The following is a 14,904-nucleotide window of genomic DNA, read 5'->3' on the forward strand; positions in this document are numbered from 1 at the left end:
CTCGCCGTTCGGCGTGCACAATCTGCCCTACAGCGTCTTCACGACGGCGACCCGGCCCGACCAGCGGCGCATCGGCGTCCGGATCGGCGACTATGTGCTCGACGTCGGAGCCGTCGCGCGGACCATCGGCGCGCCCTCGGCCCTGCTCGACGCGCCTTCACTCAATCCGCTGATGGCAGCCGGACGTCCCGTCTGGCTCTCAGCGCGCGCCGCGGTCTCCGCCTGGCTCACCGACCCGGCACACCGCGCCGCCGCCGAACGGCACCTCGTGCCGCTCGCCGAAGCCACGCTGCACCTGCCGTTCGAACCGGCCGACTACGTGGACTTCTACGCCTCCGAACACCACGCCGCCAACCTCGGCCGCATGTTCCGCCCCGGCTCGCCGCCGCTGACCCCGAACTGGAAACACCTGCCGATCGGCTACCACGGCCGCTCCGGCACGCTCGTCGTCTCCGGCACGCCGATCACCCGCCCGACCGGACAGAGCAAGGCTCCTGACGCGCCCGCACCGGGCTACGGCCCCTCTCGGCGGCTCGACATCGAGGCAGAGGTCGGATTCGTCGTCGGCACCCCGTCGCGGCTCGGCCGGCCGGTCCCGCTGTCCGCGTTCCGCGATCACGTCTTCGGGGTCTGCCTCGTCAACGACTGGTCCGCCCGCGACCTGCAAGCCTGGGAGTACGTGCCGCTCGGGCCCTTCCTGGGCAAGTCCTTCGCGACCTCCCTCTCGCCGTGGATCGTGCCGCTTGACGCCCTGGAACACGCACGGGTCCGCCCCCCGGCCCGCGACGTCGAACCGCTCCCGCACCTCGACGACCGCGAGACCGAGCCCTGGGGGCTCGACATCGCGCTCGAAGTCCGGCTGAACGGCCAACCGCTCACCCGCCCGCCGTTCGCCGGCATGTACTGGACCGCCGCGCAGCAGCTGGCCCACATGACGTCCAACGGGGCCAGCCTGCGAACCGGCGACGTCTTCGCCTCGGGCACCGTCAGCGGGCCCGAACACGCGACGGTCGGCTCACTGATCGAATACACCTGGAACGGCGAGAGCCCGATCAAGCTCGCCGACGGCGGCAGCCGCGTCTTCCTCGAGGACGGCGACGAGGTCACGATCAGTGCGACCGCGCCCGGCCCGGACGGCGCCCGGATCGGCTTCGGAGAAGTCGCCGGCCGCGTCCTGCCCGCGGTCGGCTAGGAGAACAGTGATCTCGACATCGTTGTCGGGATGTCTGAACGCGCTGTCGGCATGTTGCGATGAACCGAAGACCGCAAGCGGCCCGGCGGTCTTTTCGCAGTCTGCGGCGATGTGCCGAGGATTGGTATCGACCAATGATTTCCGCTGCGGCCGGGCGACCTGACGCGCCGTCAGATTCGGGATCGATCATTTTCGCCGCGCGGCTGTTGACTCAGCCGCGCGGAGGCGAAAAGATTCCCGTCGTCTGACAACGTTGTCATCCGACCGAGGAAGGCCACCTCCGCTCGTCCCGCCCCATGCGGAGCGAACGGCCGGGCGCTTCCGCAGGCCGGGGGAGGAACACGATGCTCGGTAGTAGTCAGCACCCACCAACCCACTCCCGGATACGCCTGACCAGGGCGTTGTCCACCGTCGCCGGGGTCGCGCTGATCAGCGGCGCGCTCTCGACCGCGCCCGCCCTCGCCGCGAGCTCGGCCACGGCCGTCCCCTCCGGCAAGAGCGCAGCCAACGGCCACACGGCCACCTGCACCAGCACCCCGCACGGCATCTCCACCTGCGCCAACAAGAAGCTCACCGCCAAGCTGCCCGCGGCGAGCACCGACAAGTCTCTGGTCACCGCCGCCACCACGACCCCGGCCCAGCAGGTCGACACCCGCACCTGGACCACCAACGGCGGCAACACCTTCCCCGGCGCGATCGTGCCGTTCGGCGAGGTGCAGTGGAGCCCGGACACCATGCCGGACCGCAACGCCGGCGGCGGCTACGCCTACGGCGACTCCGCGCTGACCGGCTACAGCCTCACCCACGTCAGCGGACCGGGCTGCGGCGCGGCCGGCGACGTGCCGATCCTGCCGCTCACCGGCGCGCTGCCCGGCGGCGACCCGAACAACGCGTCCACCTCGTTCACCAACACCGGCGAGGTCGCGCAGGCCGGCTACTACTCCGCCGAGAGCAACCTGCCCAAGACCATCACCTCCGAGTTCACGGCCACCCCGCACAGCTCGATGGGCCGCTTCACCTTCCCGGCCACCACCCAGGCCGACTTCCTGGTGAAGCTGATGGACGCGCAGAACACGGTCACCTCGACCACCGCCCAGATCGTCGGCACCAACGAGGTCGTCGGCTCCGAGACCAGCGGCGGGTTCTGCGGCGACTCGGCCGCGTACACGGTCTACTTCGACCTCGTCTTCGACCACTCCTTCACCGCCTCGCAGGTGATCACCGACTCCGGCGGCAAGAGCCCGGCCGCGGTGTTCCTCACCTTCGACACCACCGCCTCCCAGGTGATCCAGGCCAAGGTCGGCATCTCCTACGTCAGCACCGCGAACGCGAAGCTGAACTGGCAGAAGGAGAACAGCGGCTGGAGCTTCGGCACGGTCAAGAGCGCCGCGCAGAAGTCCTGGAACACGCTGCTGGGCCGGATCGCGGTCTCCGGCGGCGCGGCGGACAAGACCCAGCAGTTCTACAGCAACCTGTACAAGGTCTTCGTCCAGCCGAACATCACCAGCGACGTCAACGGCCAGTACACCGGCTCCGACAACCAGGTGCACACGGTCGCCAAGCCGCAGACCGACCAGTACGGCATGTTCTCCGGCTGGGACACCTACCACGGCACCTCGCAGCTGCAGGCCATGCTCGACCCGAGCGCCGCGAGCGACCAGGCGCAGTCGCTGGTGAACTACTACAACCAGAACGGCATCCTGCAGCAGTGGGGATACCTGAACCTGGACAACTACGTCATGAACGGCGACCCGTCGGACGCGATCATCGCGGACTACTACGCCTTCGGCGGCAAGAACTTCGCCACCGGCGCCGCCCTGACGGACATGGTCAAGCAGGCCACCACGGTCAACCACGTGCGGCCTGAGGAAGCGGCCGAGCAGCAGTACGGGTACATACCCGAGGACGGCACGTACGGGTGCTGCAACCCGCACGGCTTCGTCTCCTCGCTGCTCGAGTACGACAACGCCGACTTCGCCCTGGCCCAGTACGCCGCCGCGCTCGGCGACAGCGCCGACGCGAGCGCGCTGCAGAACCGCGCGAACAACTGGGTCAACGTGTTCGACACCTCGACCGGCCTGCTCACGCCGAGGCTGAAGAGCGGCGCGTTCGTCAGCGGCGTCACCCCGACGACCACCGCGCACTACGTCGAGGGCGACGCGTACCAGTACCTGTGGGACGTGCCGAACGACTACGCGGGCCTGTTCTCGCTGCTCGGCGGCAACAGCAAGGTGGCCGACGCGCTGGAGAACTACCTCTCCCAGCCGAACGCCCAGGGCATGTACGCCTTCCTGGCCAACGAGTTCGACCTCGGCGAGCAGAACGCGCCCGTCTACGCGGGCGACCCGGCCGGCACGCAGCAGGCGGTCAACAACATCCGCAACAGCGTGTACAACCCCGGACCCGCCGGCCTGAACAACAACGACGACCTGGGGGCCATGAGCGCCCAGTACGTCTGGGAGATGCTCGGCATGTACCCGGAGAACCCGGGCTCTGACAACCTCGTGTTCGCCAGCCCCGGCTTCCCCAGCGCCACGATCACCCTGCCGACCGGCAAGAAGATCAGCATCACCGCGCCGGGCGCCTCGCCGACCGAGTTCTATGTCAAGTCGCTGAAGCTCAACGGCCAGTCGTACAGCAAGCTGTACACGACCTTCTCCACCCTGAGCAAGGGCGCGACGCTGGCCTGGACGCTGTCGAAGACCCCGACGACGTGGGGCACGGCCGCGGCAGACGCCCCGCCGTCCTACGGCCCGGTGTTCGGCTCGACCGGCTCGGTCAGCCCGTCCTCCGCGGTGCTGCAGCCCGGCGCCTCCACCCCGGCGACGCTGTCGGTCACCTCGACCGACGGCACCGCGCAGACGGTGAACTGGACGGCCAAGCCGGCCGCAGGTGTCACGGTCACGCCGTCCAGCGGCACGCTGACGGTCGCGGCGAACAGCACCGCGAGCGCCACGGTGACGGTCACGGCGGGCACGACGGACGGGGTCTACCCGGTCCAGTTCAGCCTGACCAGCACGGCGGGCACCATCCTGCCGACGCAGATGTCGGTGACGGTCGACACGCCGGGTGACCTGGCGCCGTTCTACGACGTCACAGGGATCAGCGACGACAGCAACGGCGCGGCCGCCAACTACGACGGCGACGGGTTCAGCTACTCGGAGCAGGCGCTGACCGCCGCGGGCCTGGCGCCCGGGGCGAGCGTGATCTCCAGCGGCCTGACGTACACGTGGCCGAACATCCCGGCGGGGCAGCCGGACTCGCTGCAGGCGGCGGGTCAGACCATCGCCCTGAAGGCCTCCGCGGGCGCGACCCAGATCGGGTTCCTCGGCAGCGCCACCAACGCGCCGAGCAACGGAACCTCGGGCACGGTCACGGTGACCTACACCGACGGCACCACCTCGACCGCGACGCTCGGGTTCAGCGACTGGACCCTCGGCGCGGGCAGCGAGTCGCCGGCGTTCAGCAACCAGATCGTGGCGACGACGCCGTACCGCAACGCCGGAGGCAGCACTCCGCAACAGGTCACCACCTACGTCTTCTCGCAGACCATCCCGGTGGACAGCTCGAAGACGGTAGCCAGCATCACCCTGCCCGCGACGGTCAACCAGGGCGCGATCGGCATCTTCTCGATCGCGGTCGGCTGACCGGACGCACGGCGCACGGCGAACCCGCACGGCGCGAGCCGATCGGGCAGCCGCGAGGCCGGGAACCGGTGCCGCATCACCGGTGGACCGGTGACCGGCGAGGTGAGCGCGCCCCGCACGGCGTCAGCGCACTGAGCCGGTAGGAGCGGGGCTGCTGCGAGATCCGCAGCGGCCCCGCTTCGCTGTGCGCGCGCTCAAACCCGTGCCCGCATGGTTCGGGTTGATCCTCATCCGCCATGGGCGAAGCCATTGCGAGGCTCCCAGCGCACGAGTGCGTCTGCCGAACTCTGGACTACGCCATCGGCGGCAGCTCGCCGGAGCCGCGCGGCACCAGGACCGTCGGCAGCACGATCCGGCGCGGCGGGGAGGTGTCCCCTTCGAGCCGGGCGAACAGCAGTTGCGCGCTGGTGCGGCCGAGACCGGCCGGGTCCTGGGCCACCACGGTGATCGCCGGGGTGAGCAGGTCCGCCAGCTCGAAGTCGTCGAAGCCGACCAACGCGAGCCCGGGCGCGCCTCCGGGCGTGGGCACGCCGGTGACCTGCTGCGCCCGCTGCCGCTCGCCGAGCTCGCGCAGGACCGCAACCGTCAACCTGTTGTTGCCGGTGAACAGGGCCGTGATCGGGTGCTCCCGGCGTGGATCGAGCAGGTGGTCCAGCGCGTCGCCGACCCGCGCCTGGTCGGAGGGACCGAGCGCGATCCACGACTCGTCTACGGGCGCCCCGGCGTCCGCCATCGCCCTGCGGTAACCGCTCAGCCGTTCGGTGGAGGTGTAGATGCGCGAGGAGTCGCCGATGTACCCGATCCTGCGGTGCCCGTGGGCGAGCAGGTGCGCCACGCCCTTGCGCGCGCCCTCCGCGTTGTCGACCAGCACCGTGTCCGCCGCGAGGCCGACCGGCGGCCGGTCCGCGAAGACCAGGGCGAGGCCCGCGTCGATCTCGGGCAGCAGGTAGGTGTGGTCCTCGGCGGCCGGGACCATGATCAGGCCGTCGACGCGGCGCGAGCACAGCGCGAGCGCCAGCTCCGACTCGCGGCGCGGATCGTCCTCGGAGGAGGCGGTGAACACCAGCGAGCCGTGCGCCCTGGCCACCTCCTCGACCGCCCCGTTGAGCAGCGAGTAGAACGGGTCGGCCACGTCCTCCATGACCAGGCCGATGCCGGCGGTGCGCCCGGTGCGCAGCTGCCGCGCGCTGTCGTTGCGGCGGAACCCGAGCTCGTCGATGGCCTGCTGCACCAGCGCCGCGGTCCCCGGCAGCACCCCGGGCTCGCCGTTGACCACCCGGGAGACGGTCTTGAGGCCGACCCCGGCGCGGGCCGCGACGTCCTTCATGGTCGGCCGCGGCGCGTGCACCGGGGAGCCGTCGGCCGCGCGCCGGCCCCGCCCCGGGCCGCTGGCCGGCGACGGCGAACTCGCGCCGGGATACATCGCGGCCCCTTCCGTGAATGGACCCGGCCGGCCGCCGCCTCGGGCCGGGCGGCGCGGTCGGGTGCGTACTTCTCAAGTGTATGGATTCGCCACCGGCTCGGGTGGTGCTCAGGGCAGCGTTTTGTGCGTTCGTGGCGGTTTTCCGCGTTGGATCCACCGTAACTTTCACCGCCCGCCGGGGCGCAAGCTGCCGCCGAGCTGCCGGTCGCAACTGCCGCCCGCCGCGTCCCCGGCGCGCTTTGCTCTGTTCATGTGGGGTTCGATGGTCGTACTGATCCCGAGGACCGGCGTCACCCGCGAGGCGACCGCCGCGCTGGCCCGCGCGCTCGGCGGGGTCCGGCTCGTGGTGGTCGAGCGATCGCTGAGCGCTGATACGGACTGGCGCCACGCGGTGCTGGATCAGCGTTCTGCGGCGGCGGAGGCCGAGGCGATCGAGCGGCAGTTGGCCGCTGCGCCGCCCGCCGACGAGGTCGTCGTCGTGGGACAGGCCGACGGGGCGCAGGTCGCGGTCGAGCTCGCTCGCCGGCTCGAGGGGAGCGGCGAGCGGGATCCCGGGCCCGTGCATCCCGGGCCCGTGCATCCCGGGCTTGGGGATCTCGGGCCGGGGGCGGTGCGGGTCAGCGCGGTCGTGGTGGCGGGAGCGTCGCCGTCGCGCGCCGACGAGGCACTGAAGGCGGAGCCGATCGCGACGCCGCTGCACGTCTGGGCCGGCGTCGACGACCCACTCGCGCCCGCCGGACCAGCCATGCTCGGCTGGCGCGCCTGGACGGACGCGGCGACGACCTTTCGCTCCTTCGCCGGGGCCGACGACTTCCTGCTGATCCACGTGCATGAGGTCGCCCGCAGACTGCGGCGGCTGCTCCCGGCCCGAAACGCATCGGAGGTGCTCGATGTCAGCTGACGCGAACGAGGTGCCGACGCTGCTCGCCTGGTTCGAGGGGTCGGCGCGACGGACGCCGCAAGCCACGGCGGTCGAACTGCGCGAGGACGCGTACAGCTACCGGCAGCTGGATCAGTACTCGCGCTGGCTCGCCGAACGCATCCTCGTCGCCCGCGGCTCGCGCCCGGAGCGGATCGGCCTGCTGGCGTCGCGCAGCCTGCTCTCCTTCGTCGGCTACCTCGCGGCGTTTCGGCTCGGCGCGACCGTGGTGCCGCTCAGCCCGGCCCACCCGGAACTGCGCAACAAGGCGTTGTGCTCGCTCGCGCGCGTCGACCTGGTCGTCGCGGACGACACCGCGGTCCTGCACTGGGAACGCGAGCGCGACGCCGCCCGGTTCTCGCTGCTGGCGCTGAGCGATGCCGCCGTGTGCGCGCGGCCCGCGCTCGGCGGGCTGCCGATGGCACATCCGGAGTCTGCGACACAGCAGGCTGCCGCCGAACCCGACGACGTGGCGTGCATCCTGTACGCCTCGGGCGCCAACGGACGCCCCAAAGGCGTTCCAATTCGCCACCGGCACATCGCACGGCAGGTCGCCGACTTCATCGAGCGCTTCGAGGTCGGACCGGACGCACGCGTCTCGCACACCTTCGACCTGACCAGCGACGCATCCCTCTACGAGCTCTTCGTCACCTGGGGAGCGGGCGCCACGCTCGTGGTCCCGCAGCGCTCGGAGCTGCTGGTGCCCGCCGACCACCTGGTCACGGGCGGGATCTCGCACATTTTCGCCGGCCCGGCGCTGATCTCGGCGGGCGCGGCGCTCGACAAGCTCCCGCTCGGGATGGTCAAGGGTCTGCGTTACAGCGTGTTCCTCGGCGATCGGCTCACGTATCGGCAGGCGGAGCTTTGGCGTGCGGTTGCTCCAGGCACGGTGATCGAGAACGTGTACGGACCCACGGAGCAGATGGCCGCGTGCGCCGCGTACCGCCTGCCTGCCGACCGCGATCAGTGGCCTGACACGCCGGACGGCACGGTCCCGATCGGACGGTTCAGCGACGGTGTCGATCACGTGATCCTGGGGGAGGACGGGCGCGAGGCGGCGGAGGGGGAGCTGTGCGTGCGCGCCCAGCGGCAACTCGACGGCTACCTCAACCCGGCCGACGACCTGCGACGCTTCGTGCGCTTCGGAACGCTCACCTACTTCCGCACCGGCGACCGCGTGCGGCGGTCGGGCGGCGAGCTGGTCCATCTCGGCCGGGTCGACGACCAGCTCCGGCTGCGTGGCCAGCGCGTGGAGCCCGGCGAGGTCGAATCGCTGCTGCGGCGGCACGCCCTGGTGACGGACGCGGCGGTCATCGGTGTGCGGGGCAGGGGCGCAGAGCTCGAACTCGTGGCGTGCTACACCGGCGCGCCGTTCGATCACGCCGCGATGAAGACCTGGCTGCGCAAGCGGATCCCGTCCTTCATGGTGCCGCGCCGGTTCGTGCTGCTCGACGCGATCCCGGTGAAAGCGGACGGAAAGATCGACCGCGCCGCGCTGCTGCGGGGATGCACGCACGCATGAGCCTTCTGCCGTTGGGTCCGACACAGCAGTTCGGTCCGACCCCGCCGTTCAGCCCAACACAGCAGCTCGGTCCAGCACAGCCGTCCAGTCCAGCACAGCCGGCCCTGGCTGACGAATCCGGCTGCGAATTCGCCCCGCGCGCGTTCACCATGGCCTACTCGCCTGCCGCCGGTTGGCACAAGCCGCAACTGCTGCCGCCAGAGCAGTTCGCGCTGCATCCAGGCAGCGCGGGGCTGCACAACGGCCAGATCGCGGGCGAGGGCCTGCGGGCGTATCGCCGCGCCGACGGCACCATCGCCGCCTTCCGGCCTTGGGAGCACGCCCGGCGGTTCGGCAAGTCCGCGCGGCGCTTGACGATGCCCGCGCTTCCCGACGACCTGTTCGTATCAGCGGTCGAGGAGCTGGTCGAGGCGGAGGACGGCTCCTTCGACGAGACACCGGGTTCGAGCCTGTATCTGCGTTCTCTGATGTTCGCTGCCGATCTGTCCCTGGGGCTGTTTCCCGCACAGCATTTCGGTTTCGTGCTGATGGCACGCAACGATCACCCGGGTACGCGGGCTCACGCCGGGCAGCAGGCTTCAGTTGACCAGCTGGACGGGGTGAACCTGTTCGTCGTGCGGCCCACGCAGCCGCGCGCCGAGGTGACGCTGTTGGAGCAGGCGGACGAGGCGCTGCGTGGCGTGACGACCGAATCGGTGCTCACCCTGGCATCGCGCCTCGGCTACATCGTCCGCCAGCAGCGGGTCACGCCCGATCAATGGCGGGCGGCGCACGCACACGGCGACCGTTCCGGAATCACCGAGACCTTCACGTGCAGCACGATCGAAGGCGTTGTCCCGCTCGGAGAGGGCGAGATCGGTCCGGTGACTGAAGTGATCCGCCAGGCGTTGCGCGATATCCACTGCGGCCGCGAGCCCGGGCCGCGCGGCTGGATGTATCAGATCCCTTCGCCTGAGCCGTCGTGAGCGGCTTCCAGCTCCTCGCGCGCGAGCATGTACCCGAGCTGCACCCGGTTGACGGCGCCGAGCGCCGCCCGGATCCGGGACAGATGCGTGTGGTATGTACGTTCGCTGACACCGATCCGCTTGGCGATCGCCGAGTCCGTCAGCCCCTCCTTGAGCAGCCGCTTGATCATCGCGTGGATCTCCGGCACCACCTCGCGCGAGGAGACCGCGGCGTGGCTGGGCGTGAAGGCGCTGGCCCGCTGCCAGTTGCGCTCGAAGACGTCGACGAGGAACCGCACGAGCGCGGGGTCGCTCACCGCCACGGCCGCGCTGCACTCCTCATCGGCGGGCAGGATCGCCAGCTCGCGGTCCACGATGATCACCCACTCGAAGAACTCCTCCAGCGACCGCACCAGCCCGCCGTGGCCTGTCAGCTCCCGGACGTACTCCTTCGTCGGCTCGCTGAACCGCCCGGAGTGCTGATACAGGCTCCGCACCGTTACTCCGCGACCCAGCCCGTCCAGCGCCAACGGGAGCGCGGCGACCAGGAACTCCTCCGCCTTTCCGCCGCCCGGATGCGCGGTCTGGATCTCCCGCTCGGCGGACCGGACCGCCAACTCGCTGAAGTCGCCGATCGCCTGCATGCCGTGCAGGTACCGGATCGCCTCGTGCCGCACACCGCTCGCCGCGACGTACTGCGCCGTCAGCCCACTGATATCGCGCTCCAGCGTCGTGGCGCGCAGCTCCAGCTCCCAGGCGCGCCGCCGCCAGTCGCTGGTCAGCTGCAGCTCGATCCGGCGCGGATCGACCGGCCGAAGCCGCTCGCCGTCCTCGGACAGCTCCAGCAGCCCGAGGTCCGCGAGCTGCTGCAGGCCGGGCAAGTGTGAGGTCACCGGGACCGGGCCGCTGCGCAGGATGAGCGCGTACGTCGCGCGGGCCTCATCAGGCAGATCGTGCGATGGCGGCGTGAATCCGTCGTCGGCGGGCTCGGTCGAGTCAGCCGGCTCCGGCAAGGGCAGCGGCATGGGCGCGGGTGCGGTCATCGGACACCCCTCAGATCTCTGCAATGCAGTGACCGGCTGCCTCTGCCCGTCTTGTGACGTCCCGACCCCAAGGCGATATTGAGGTCTCGGCAGGCCGCGGCGCCTCAACGCGCCGCAGGCTGCTGAGAAGGAAGGCGGGAGATCCGGTCATGCGAACCACGGTACCGGCAGCGCAGACATCGGCGAGTGGCCGCGGAAGCGAATCGGACGATGAGCGGGAGACGCTCCGCTTCGGCGCGCTGCTTCAGCACTACCGCAGGCGGGCCGGGATGACGCAGACTCAGCTGGCTGATTTCTCCACCGTCAGCGTGCGCGCGATCCGGGACCTGGAGGCCGGCCGGGCGCGGCGGCCCCGGCGCGACACCGTGCGGCTGCTGGCCGACGCCCTGCGGCTGACCGACGAGCGCCGTTCCACGCTCGAAGCCGCGGCGGGCCGGGGCACGGCCGGGTTGGTCGGCGACGCCGCAACGACGGCCGCGGCGGCTCGGGCGGAAGCGGTCGCAACCGCGCTCGCCCCGCCACTCGGCGCCGCGGGGCCGCTGTTCGGCCGCGAGGATGAGACTCGGACGCTCTACGAGCTGCTGGCCGTGGGGCAGGATCGGCTGGTAGCGATCGTGGGTCTGAGCGGCGTGGGCAAGTCGCGTCTCGCCCTAGCCGTCGCCCAGGCGTTGAACACTCGTCTTCGTATGCCGGTGCTCTGGCTCTCCGCTGAACGGCAAGAAGACGGCGTCGCACGCTCGATCCAGCCGGCACAGGCCACGCAGCCATGGATGCGCGAGCTGCAGGAGAATCCGGAAGACGCCGTGGACGATCTCGCCGCGTTCATCGGCGATCGGCCCTTCCTGCTCGTGCTGGACGGGCAGCGGCCCAGGTCCGGATCTGGGCCCGGGCCAGGTCGACCGGCCGACGCTGGCCCGCGCATGCCACCGGCACGCGAAGCCCTGCTCTCAGCGGACGCGCAGCTTACGCTCCTGGCCCGGTGCCCCAAACTGCGCATCGTCAGCACCCTGCGCACTGCGGACGTCTCGGCGTCGTCCCTTCTCGGACAGCGGACGCTGCGGCTCTCGCCGCTCCCGGTCCAGGAGGCCGCCGCGGCTTTCGACAGCGACGGCGGCGAAGCGGACGACGCGCTCGGCGCCGCAGCGCAGCTCCTTGACTGGCACACGCAACAGTCGCGCCCGCACCGACAGTTCACGCGGCACGAGTCCGACGCGATCAGAACACTGACTCGCTTGCTCGACGGCATCCCGCTCGCGCTGGAGTCCGCGGCGGCCTGGTCGCTGGTGCTCGCTCCGGCCCGCCTAGCCGCGATCGCCGCACGCGACCCTTTCGCGGTGACTGCGCCGCCCGCGGACCGCGCCCGCACGCGATCCGACCCGATACGCGCCGGACTCGCCGATGCGATCGCCGCGCTGACCCCGCAGGCGCGGCGCGTGCTGTCGCTCGTGAGCCGATGGACTCAGCCGTGGACACTGGACCAGGTCGTGACGCGCTCCGGTCACAGCTTCGGCGACGTCTCGCGCGCCGTGCACGCACTGCTGGTGCACGACCTGATCCGCCCGGTGCGATCAGAGACCGAAGACGCTCCCGAAGCGTTCGCCGTGCTGCACCTTGTCAGGCATCTGGTTCGCAGGCTGTCTCAGCTGCCAGCCGATACGTACGCTTGGCCGATCGGCTTTACGACGCCCCCGGCGGCAGCGCCCGCGAGCGCGCTGACGCGGCGATGAGCTCGGCCCTGCGCCGGCGCCGCCACCACAGAATCCGGCCGACCGAACTGTCGCCCGGCCGCAGCACCCTGACCGCGCTGTGATGCAGTGTGCCGCTGACCACGATCGACGGGCCGCTCCAGGAAGAGGCCTGCAGCACGCCCCGGTCCTTGGTGGCGCTGTGGTGCCGGCTGAGGTTGGCGAGTTCCACGTGCGCGTCCGCGGCGACCAGCAGCTTGACCGAGCTGTGCCGCGCGTCCACCTGAATGCGCACGCCGTTCGAAGGCAGCGGGGGAGTGCGCAGGTCCAGGACGCAGGAGGAGTGCCGCAGCTCAAGCTCGATCTGCTCGGGAACGCGCCATACTCCGAGCCGCTCCACGCTGCTGTGCCTGGCCGCCTGCCGCATCGCGGGCGCCGGTTCGAGCGCGCTGGGCGTCCCGGCGGGTACCGGCAGGTCCGCGATCAGCACCGCGATGTCCTCGGCGGTGCGCGCGGCGAGCGCCGCCTCCATGCGGGTCTCGAGCTCGTCGAAGGTGATCTGGCCCTCTCCGGCCGCCACCCGCAGCCGCTCCACCGCGGCGTCGCGCTCCCGGTGTCCGATGCGCTGCGCCGGGGTGTTCCCGGAGTTCCCCGTCGTCATGCGCGTGATCATAGGCGACATGCCGCGAGCGCGCGAGGGCGCCGCGGGCGGATCCGGAGCCGCCGTTCCGGTTGATTGTCGTCTCAGCCAACGAAGCGGTCGGCTAGCATTCGGCGGGAAAACACCCGTGCAGCACGAGCGCGGAGGCGCGCATGTCCGACGACGAATCGCAGTCCACGCCCTGGCGTGCCACGGAACTGCTCACCGGCGGATGGGACGCGGTGCGCATCGACACCAGCGTGCCGCATACCGCTCGCATGTACGACTACTTCCTCGGCGGGAAGGACAACTACGAGGTCGATCGGGAGACCGCCGAACAGGCGCTCGCGATCTACCCGCAGATTCGCGCGCTGGCACGGGAGAACCGGGCGTTCCTCGGTCGCGCGGTGCGGTTCCTCGCCGCCCACGGTGTTCGTCAGTTCCTGGACATCGGCACCGGCATACCCTCGCCCGGCAACACCGCCGAAGTCGCCCACGCGGTCGCCCCGGACGCGCGCGTCGTCTACGTGGACAACGACCCGATCGTGATGACCCACGCCAGCGCGCTGCTGGCCGACCGCGACCCGGCGCACACCAGCATCGTCTACGGCGACCTGCGCGACCCGCACGCGATCCTGGAAAGCCCGCAGGTGCGCGACGTGCTGGACTTCACCCGGCCGATCGCCGTCATGCTGGTCGCGATCCTGCACTTCATCGACGACAGCGAGCGCCCGGCTGAGATCGTCAGAACCCTGATGGACGCGGTGCCGCCCGGCAGCTACCTCGCGCTGTCCCACGGCACCGCGGCCGAGGACGAACAGGCGAAGGAGGCGGCGGCGACCTACGATCGGGCCAACGCGCGGCTGACCCTGCGCAACCGGGCCCAGATCACGCCGTTCCTCGACGGCCTGGAGTTGGTCGAGCCCGGACTGGTCCCGATGCCCTGGTGGCAGCCGCAAAGCGAGGTGACCGTCGACCCGGAGGAGAACTGGGGGTTCGCCGCCGTCGCCTACAAGGCGCCGAAATAGCCGCGTGCGCGCGGCGGCCGTCCGGCCGCGCTACGGAGCGATCCGGCAGCCGCGCCGGCCGCGGCGTGCCGCGCCCGGGCGGCGGTCAGTCGGCGGATTCGGTGGAATCGGCGGGAGTGGCCCACAGGCCGCGCACGTGGCCGAGATGCCTGGCCATCACCGCGGCCGCGGCCGCCTCGTCGCGGGCCAGCAGCGCGTCGAGCAGTTCCAGGTGCTCCTGCGCGGAAGCTTCCAGCAGGCCGCGTTCGGCCAGCGCGGTCAGTCCGTAGAGGCGGGAGCGTTTGCGCAGGTCGCCGACGACCTCGACCAGGTGCCGGTTTCCGGCCAGGGCGAGCAGGCCGAGGTGGAAGCGCCGGTCCGCCTCGATATAGCCGATCAGGTCCGCGGCCTTCGCGGCGTGCACGATGCTCTCGGCGTCGGGACGCAGCGCCTCCAAGTCGTCGAGGCCGGCCGTCCGGGCGAGCGCGGTCACGGTCGGGACCTCGATCAGGGCCCGGATCTGCGTGTACTCGTCGAGCTGCCGCTCAGTGACCGCGGTGACCCGGAACCCCTTGTTGGAGACCGTTTCCACCAGGCCTTCGCGCACCAGGTCGAGCATCGCCTCGCGCACCGGCGTGGCCGACACGCCGAAGCGCGCGGCGAGCGCGGGCGCCGAGTACAGCTCTCCGGGACGCAGCTGGCCGGAGACCAGCGCCGCGCGCAGCGCGTGCGCGACCTGGTCGCGGTAGTTGCGCCGCTCGCCGAGCGAGGACAGCGACGGCAGGGCTTCGGCCGGATCGGTGTTGTTCACGACGAGGAGTCCTAGCGGGAGGTGCGTCTTGCGGGCGCGGCGGCTATACGAGGCGGTGCTGATACAAGGCA

11 protein-coding genes are annotated in these 14,904 nt (G+C 71.1%); 7 read left to right on the top strand and 4 right to left on the bottom strand.

Annotated features, from left to right (window positions below; genetic code table 11):
- Window positions 1–1,192: fumarylacetoacetase (gene fahA, locus VFB40_RS25175; RefSeq protein ID WP_324854868.1), on the top strand; the 1,192-nt coding region annotated here is incomplete at its 5' end.
- 344 nt (window positions 1,193–1,536) lie between these two features.
- Window positions 1,537–4,839, top strand: a complete 3,303-nt coding sequence (locus VFB40_RS25180) for a GH92 family glycosyl hydrolase (protein ID WP_324854870.1) — start codon at window positions 1,537–1,539, stop codon at window positions 4,837–4,839.
- A gap of 292 nt (window positions 4,840–5,131) precedes the next feature.
- Here the strand turns inward: VFB40_RS25180 and VFB40_RS25185 are convergent, their stop codons facing one another.
- Window positions 5,132–6,166, bottom strand: a complete 1,035-nt coding sequence (locus VFB40_RS25185; RefSeq protein WP_349261631.1) for a LacI family DNA-binding transcriptional regulator — start codon at window positions 6,164–6,166, stop codon at window positions 5,132–5,134.
- A gap of 346 nt (window positions 6,167–6,512) precedes the next feature.
- Here VFB40_RS25185 and VFB40_RS25190 point away from each other — a divergent pair, with 346 nt between their 5' ends.
- The 3 genes from VFB40_RS25190 to VFB40_RS25200 are packed head-to-tail and all read left to right on the top strand — an operon-like array spanning window position 6,513 to window position 9,668.
- Window positions 6,513–7,163 (top strand): hypothetical protein, encoded by a 651-nt coding sequence (locus VFB40_RS25190; RefSeq protein ID WP_324854873.1) that lies wholly within the window; start codon window positions 6,513–6,515, stop codon window positions 7,161–7,163.
- Window positions 7,153–8,703, top strand: a complete 1,551-nt coding sequence (locus VFB40_RS25195; RefSeq protein WP_324854875.1) for an AMP-binding protein — start codon at window positions 7,153–7,155, stop codon at window positions 8,701–8,703. The genes VFB40_RS25190 and VFB40_RS25195 overlap by 11 nt, the downstream gene beginning before the upstream one ends.
- Complete coding sequence (locus VFB40_RS25200) at window positions 8,700–9,668, top strand: branched-chain amino acid aminotransferase family protein (RefSeq protein ID WP_324854877.1); 969 nt, start codon at window positions 8,700–8,702, stop codon at window positions 9,666–9,668. Before VFB40_RS25195 ends, VFB40_RS25200 begins: the two co-directional genes overlap by 4 nt.
- Here VFB40_RS25200 and VFB40_RS25205 read toward each other — a convergent pair.
- Window positions 9,641–10,690, bottom strand: a complete 1,050-nt coding sequence (locus VFB40_RS25205; protein ID WP_324854880.1) for a helix-turn-helix transcriptional regulator — start codon at window positions 10,688–10,690, stop codon at window positions 9,641–9,643. The two genes, VFB40_RS25200 and VFB40_RS25205, sit on opposite strands and share 28 nt — an antisense overlap.
- 149 nt (window positions 10,691–10,839) lie before the next feature.
- On the opposite strand from VFB40_RS25205, the gene VFB40_RS25210 reads away from it, so the two are divergent.
- Window positions 10,840–12,417 carry a helix-turn-helix domain-containing protein gene (locus VFB40_RS25210; protein WP_324854882.1) on the top strand — a complete coding sequence of 526 codons (1,578 nt, stop codon included), beginning with the start codon at window positions 10,840–10,842 and terminating at the stop codon, window positions 12,415–12,417.
- Here VFB40_RS25210 and VFB40_RS25215 read toward each other — a convergent pair.
- Complete coding sequence (locus VFB40_RS25215; RefSeq protein WP_324854884.1) at window positions 12,368–13,036, bottom strand: DUF1707 SHOCT-like domain-containing protein; 669 nt, start codon at window positions 13,034–13,036, stop codon at window positions 12,368–12,370. The two genes, VFB40_RS25210 and VFB40_RS25215, sit on opposite strands and share 50 nt — an antisense overlap.
- 152 nt (window positions 13,037–13,188) lie before the next feature.
- Here VFB40_RS25215 and VFB40_RS25220 point away from each other — a divergent pair, with 152 nt between their 5' ends.
- Entirely contained in the window at window positions 13,189–14,043 is an 855-nt protein-coding gene (locus VFB40_RS25220) for an SAM-dependent methyltransferase (RefSeq protein WP_324854886.1), read from the top strand.
- A gap of 85 nt (window positions 14,044–14,128) precedes the next feature.
- On the opposite strand, the gene VFB40_RS25225 is transcribed toward VFB40_RS25220, so the two are convergent.
- Window positions 14,129–14,833 (bottom strand): GntR family transcriptional regulator, encoded by a 705-nt coding sequence (locus tag VFB40_RS25225; protein ID WP_324854888.1) that lies wholly within the window; start codon window positions 14,831–14,833, stop codon window positions 14,129–14,131.
- Between the last annotated feature and the right edge of the window lie 71 nt (window positions 14,834–14,904).

The organism is Actinocrinis sp. (assembly GCF_035650855.1).
In the GTDB taxonomy this organism is placed as follows: Bacteria; Actinomycetota; Actinomycetes; order Streptomycetales; family Catenulisporaceae; genus Actinocrinis.

Bases quoted from the DNA above. Each gene is read 5' to 3' on its own strand.
- VFB40_RS25200 (WP_324854877.1), top strand. From the start codon at position 8,700: ATGAGCCTTCTGCCGTTGGGTCCGACACAGCAGTTCGGTCCGACCCCG.
- VFB40_RS25220 (WP_324854886.1), top strand. From the start codon at position 13,189: ATGTCCGACGACGAATCGCAGTCCACGCCCTGGCGTGCCACGGAACTG.
- VFB40_RS25195 (WP_324854875.1), top strand. From the start codon at position 7,153: ATGTCAGCTGACGCGAACGAGGTGCCGACGCTGCTCGCCTGGTTCGAG.
- VFB40_RS25185 (WP_349261631.1), bottom strand. From the start codon at position 6,166: ATGAAGGACGTCGCGGCCCGCGCCGGGGTCGGCCTCAAGACCGTCTCC.
- VFB40_RS25215 (WP_324854884.1), bottom strand. From the start codon at position 13,036: ATGACGACGGGGAACTCCGGGAACACCCCGGCGCAGCGCATCGGACAC.
- VFB40_RS25210 (WP_324854882.1), top strand. From the start codon at position 10,840: ATGCGAACCACGGTACCGGCAGCGCAGACATCGGCGAGTGGCCGCGGA.
- VFB40_RS25190 (WP_324854873.1), top strand. From the start codon at position 6,513: ATGTGGGGTTCGATGGTCGTACTGATCCCGAGGACCGGCGTCACCCGC.
- VFB40_RS25205 (WP_324854880.1), bottom strand. From the start codon at position 10,690: ATGACCGCACCCGCGCCCATGCCGCTGCCCTTGCCGGAGCCGGCTGAC.
- VFB40_RS25180 (WP_324854870.1), top strand. From the start codon at position 1,537: ATGCTCGGTAGTAGTCAGCACCCACCAACCCACTCCCGGATACGCCTG.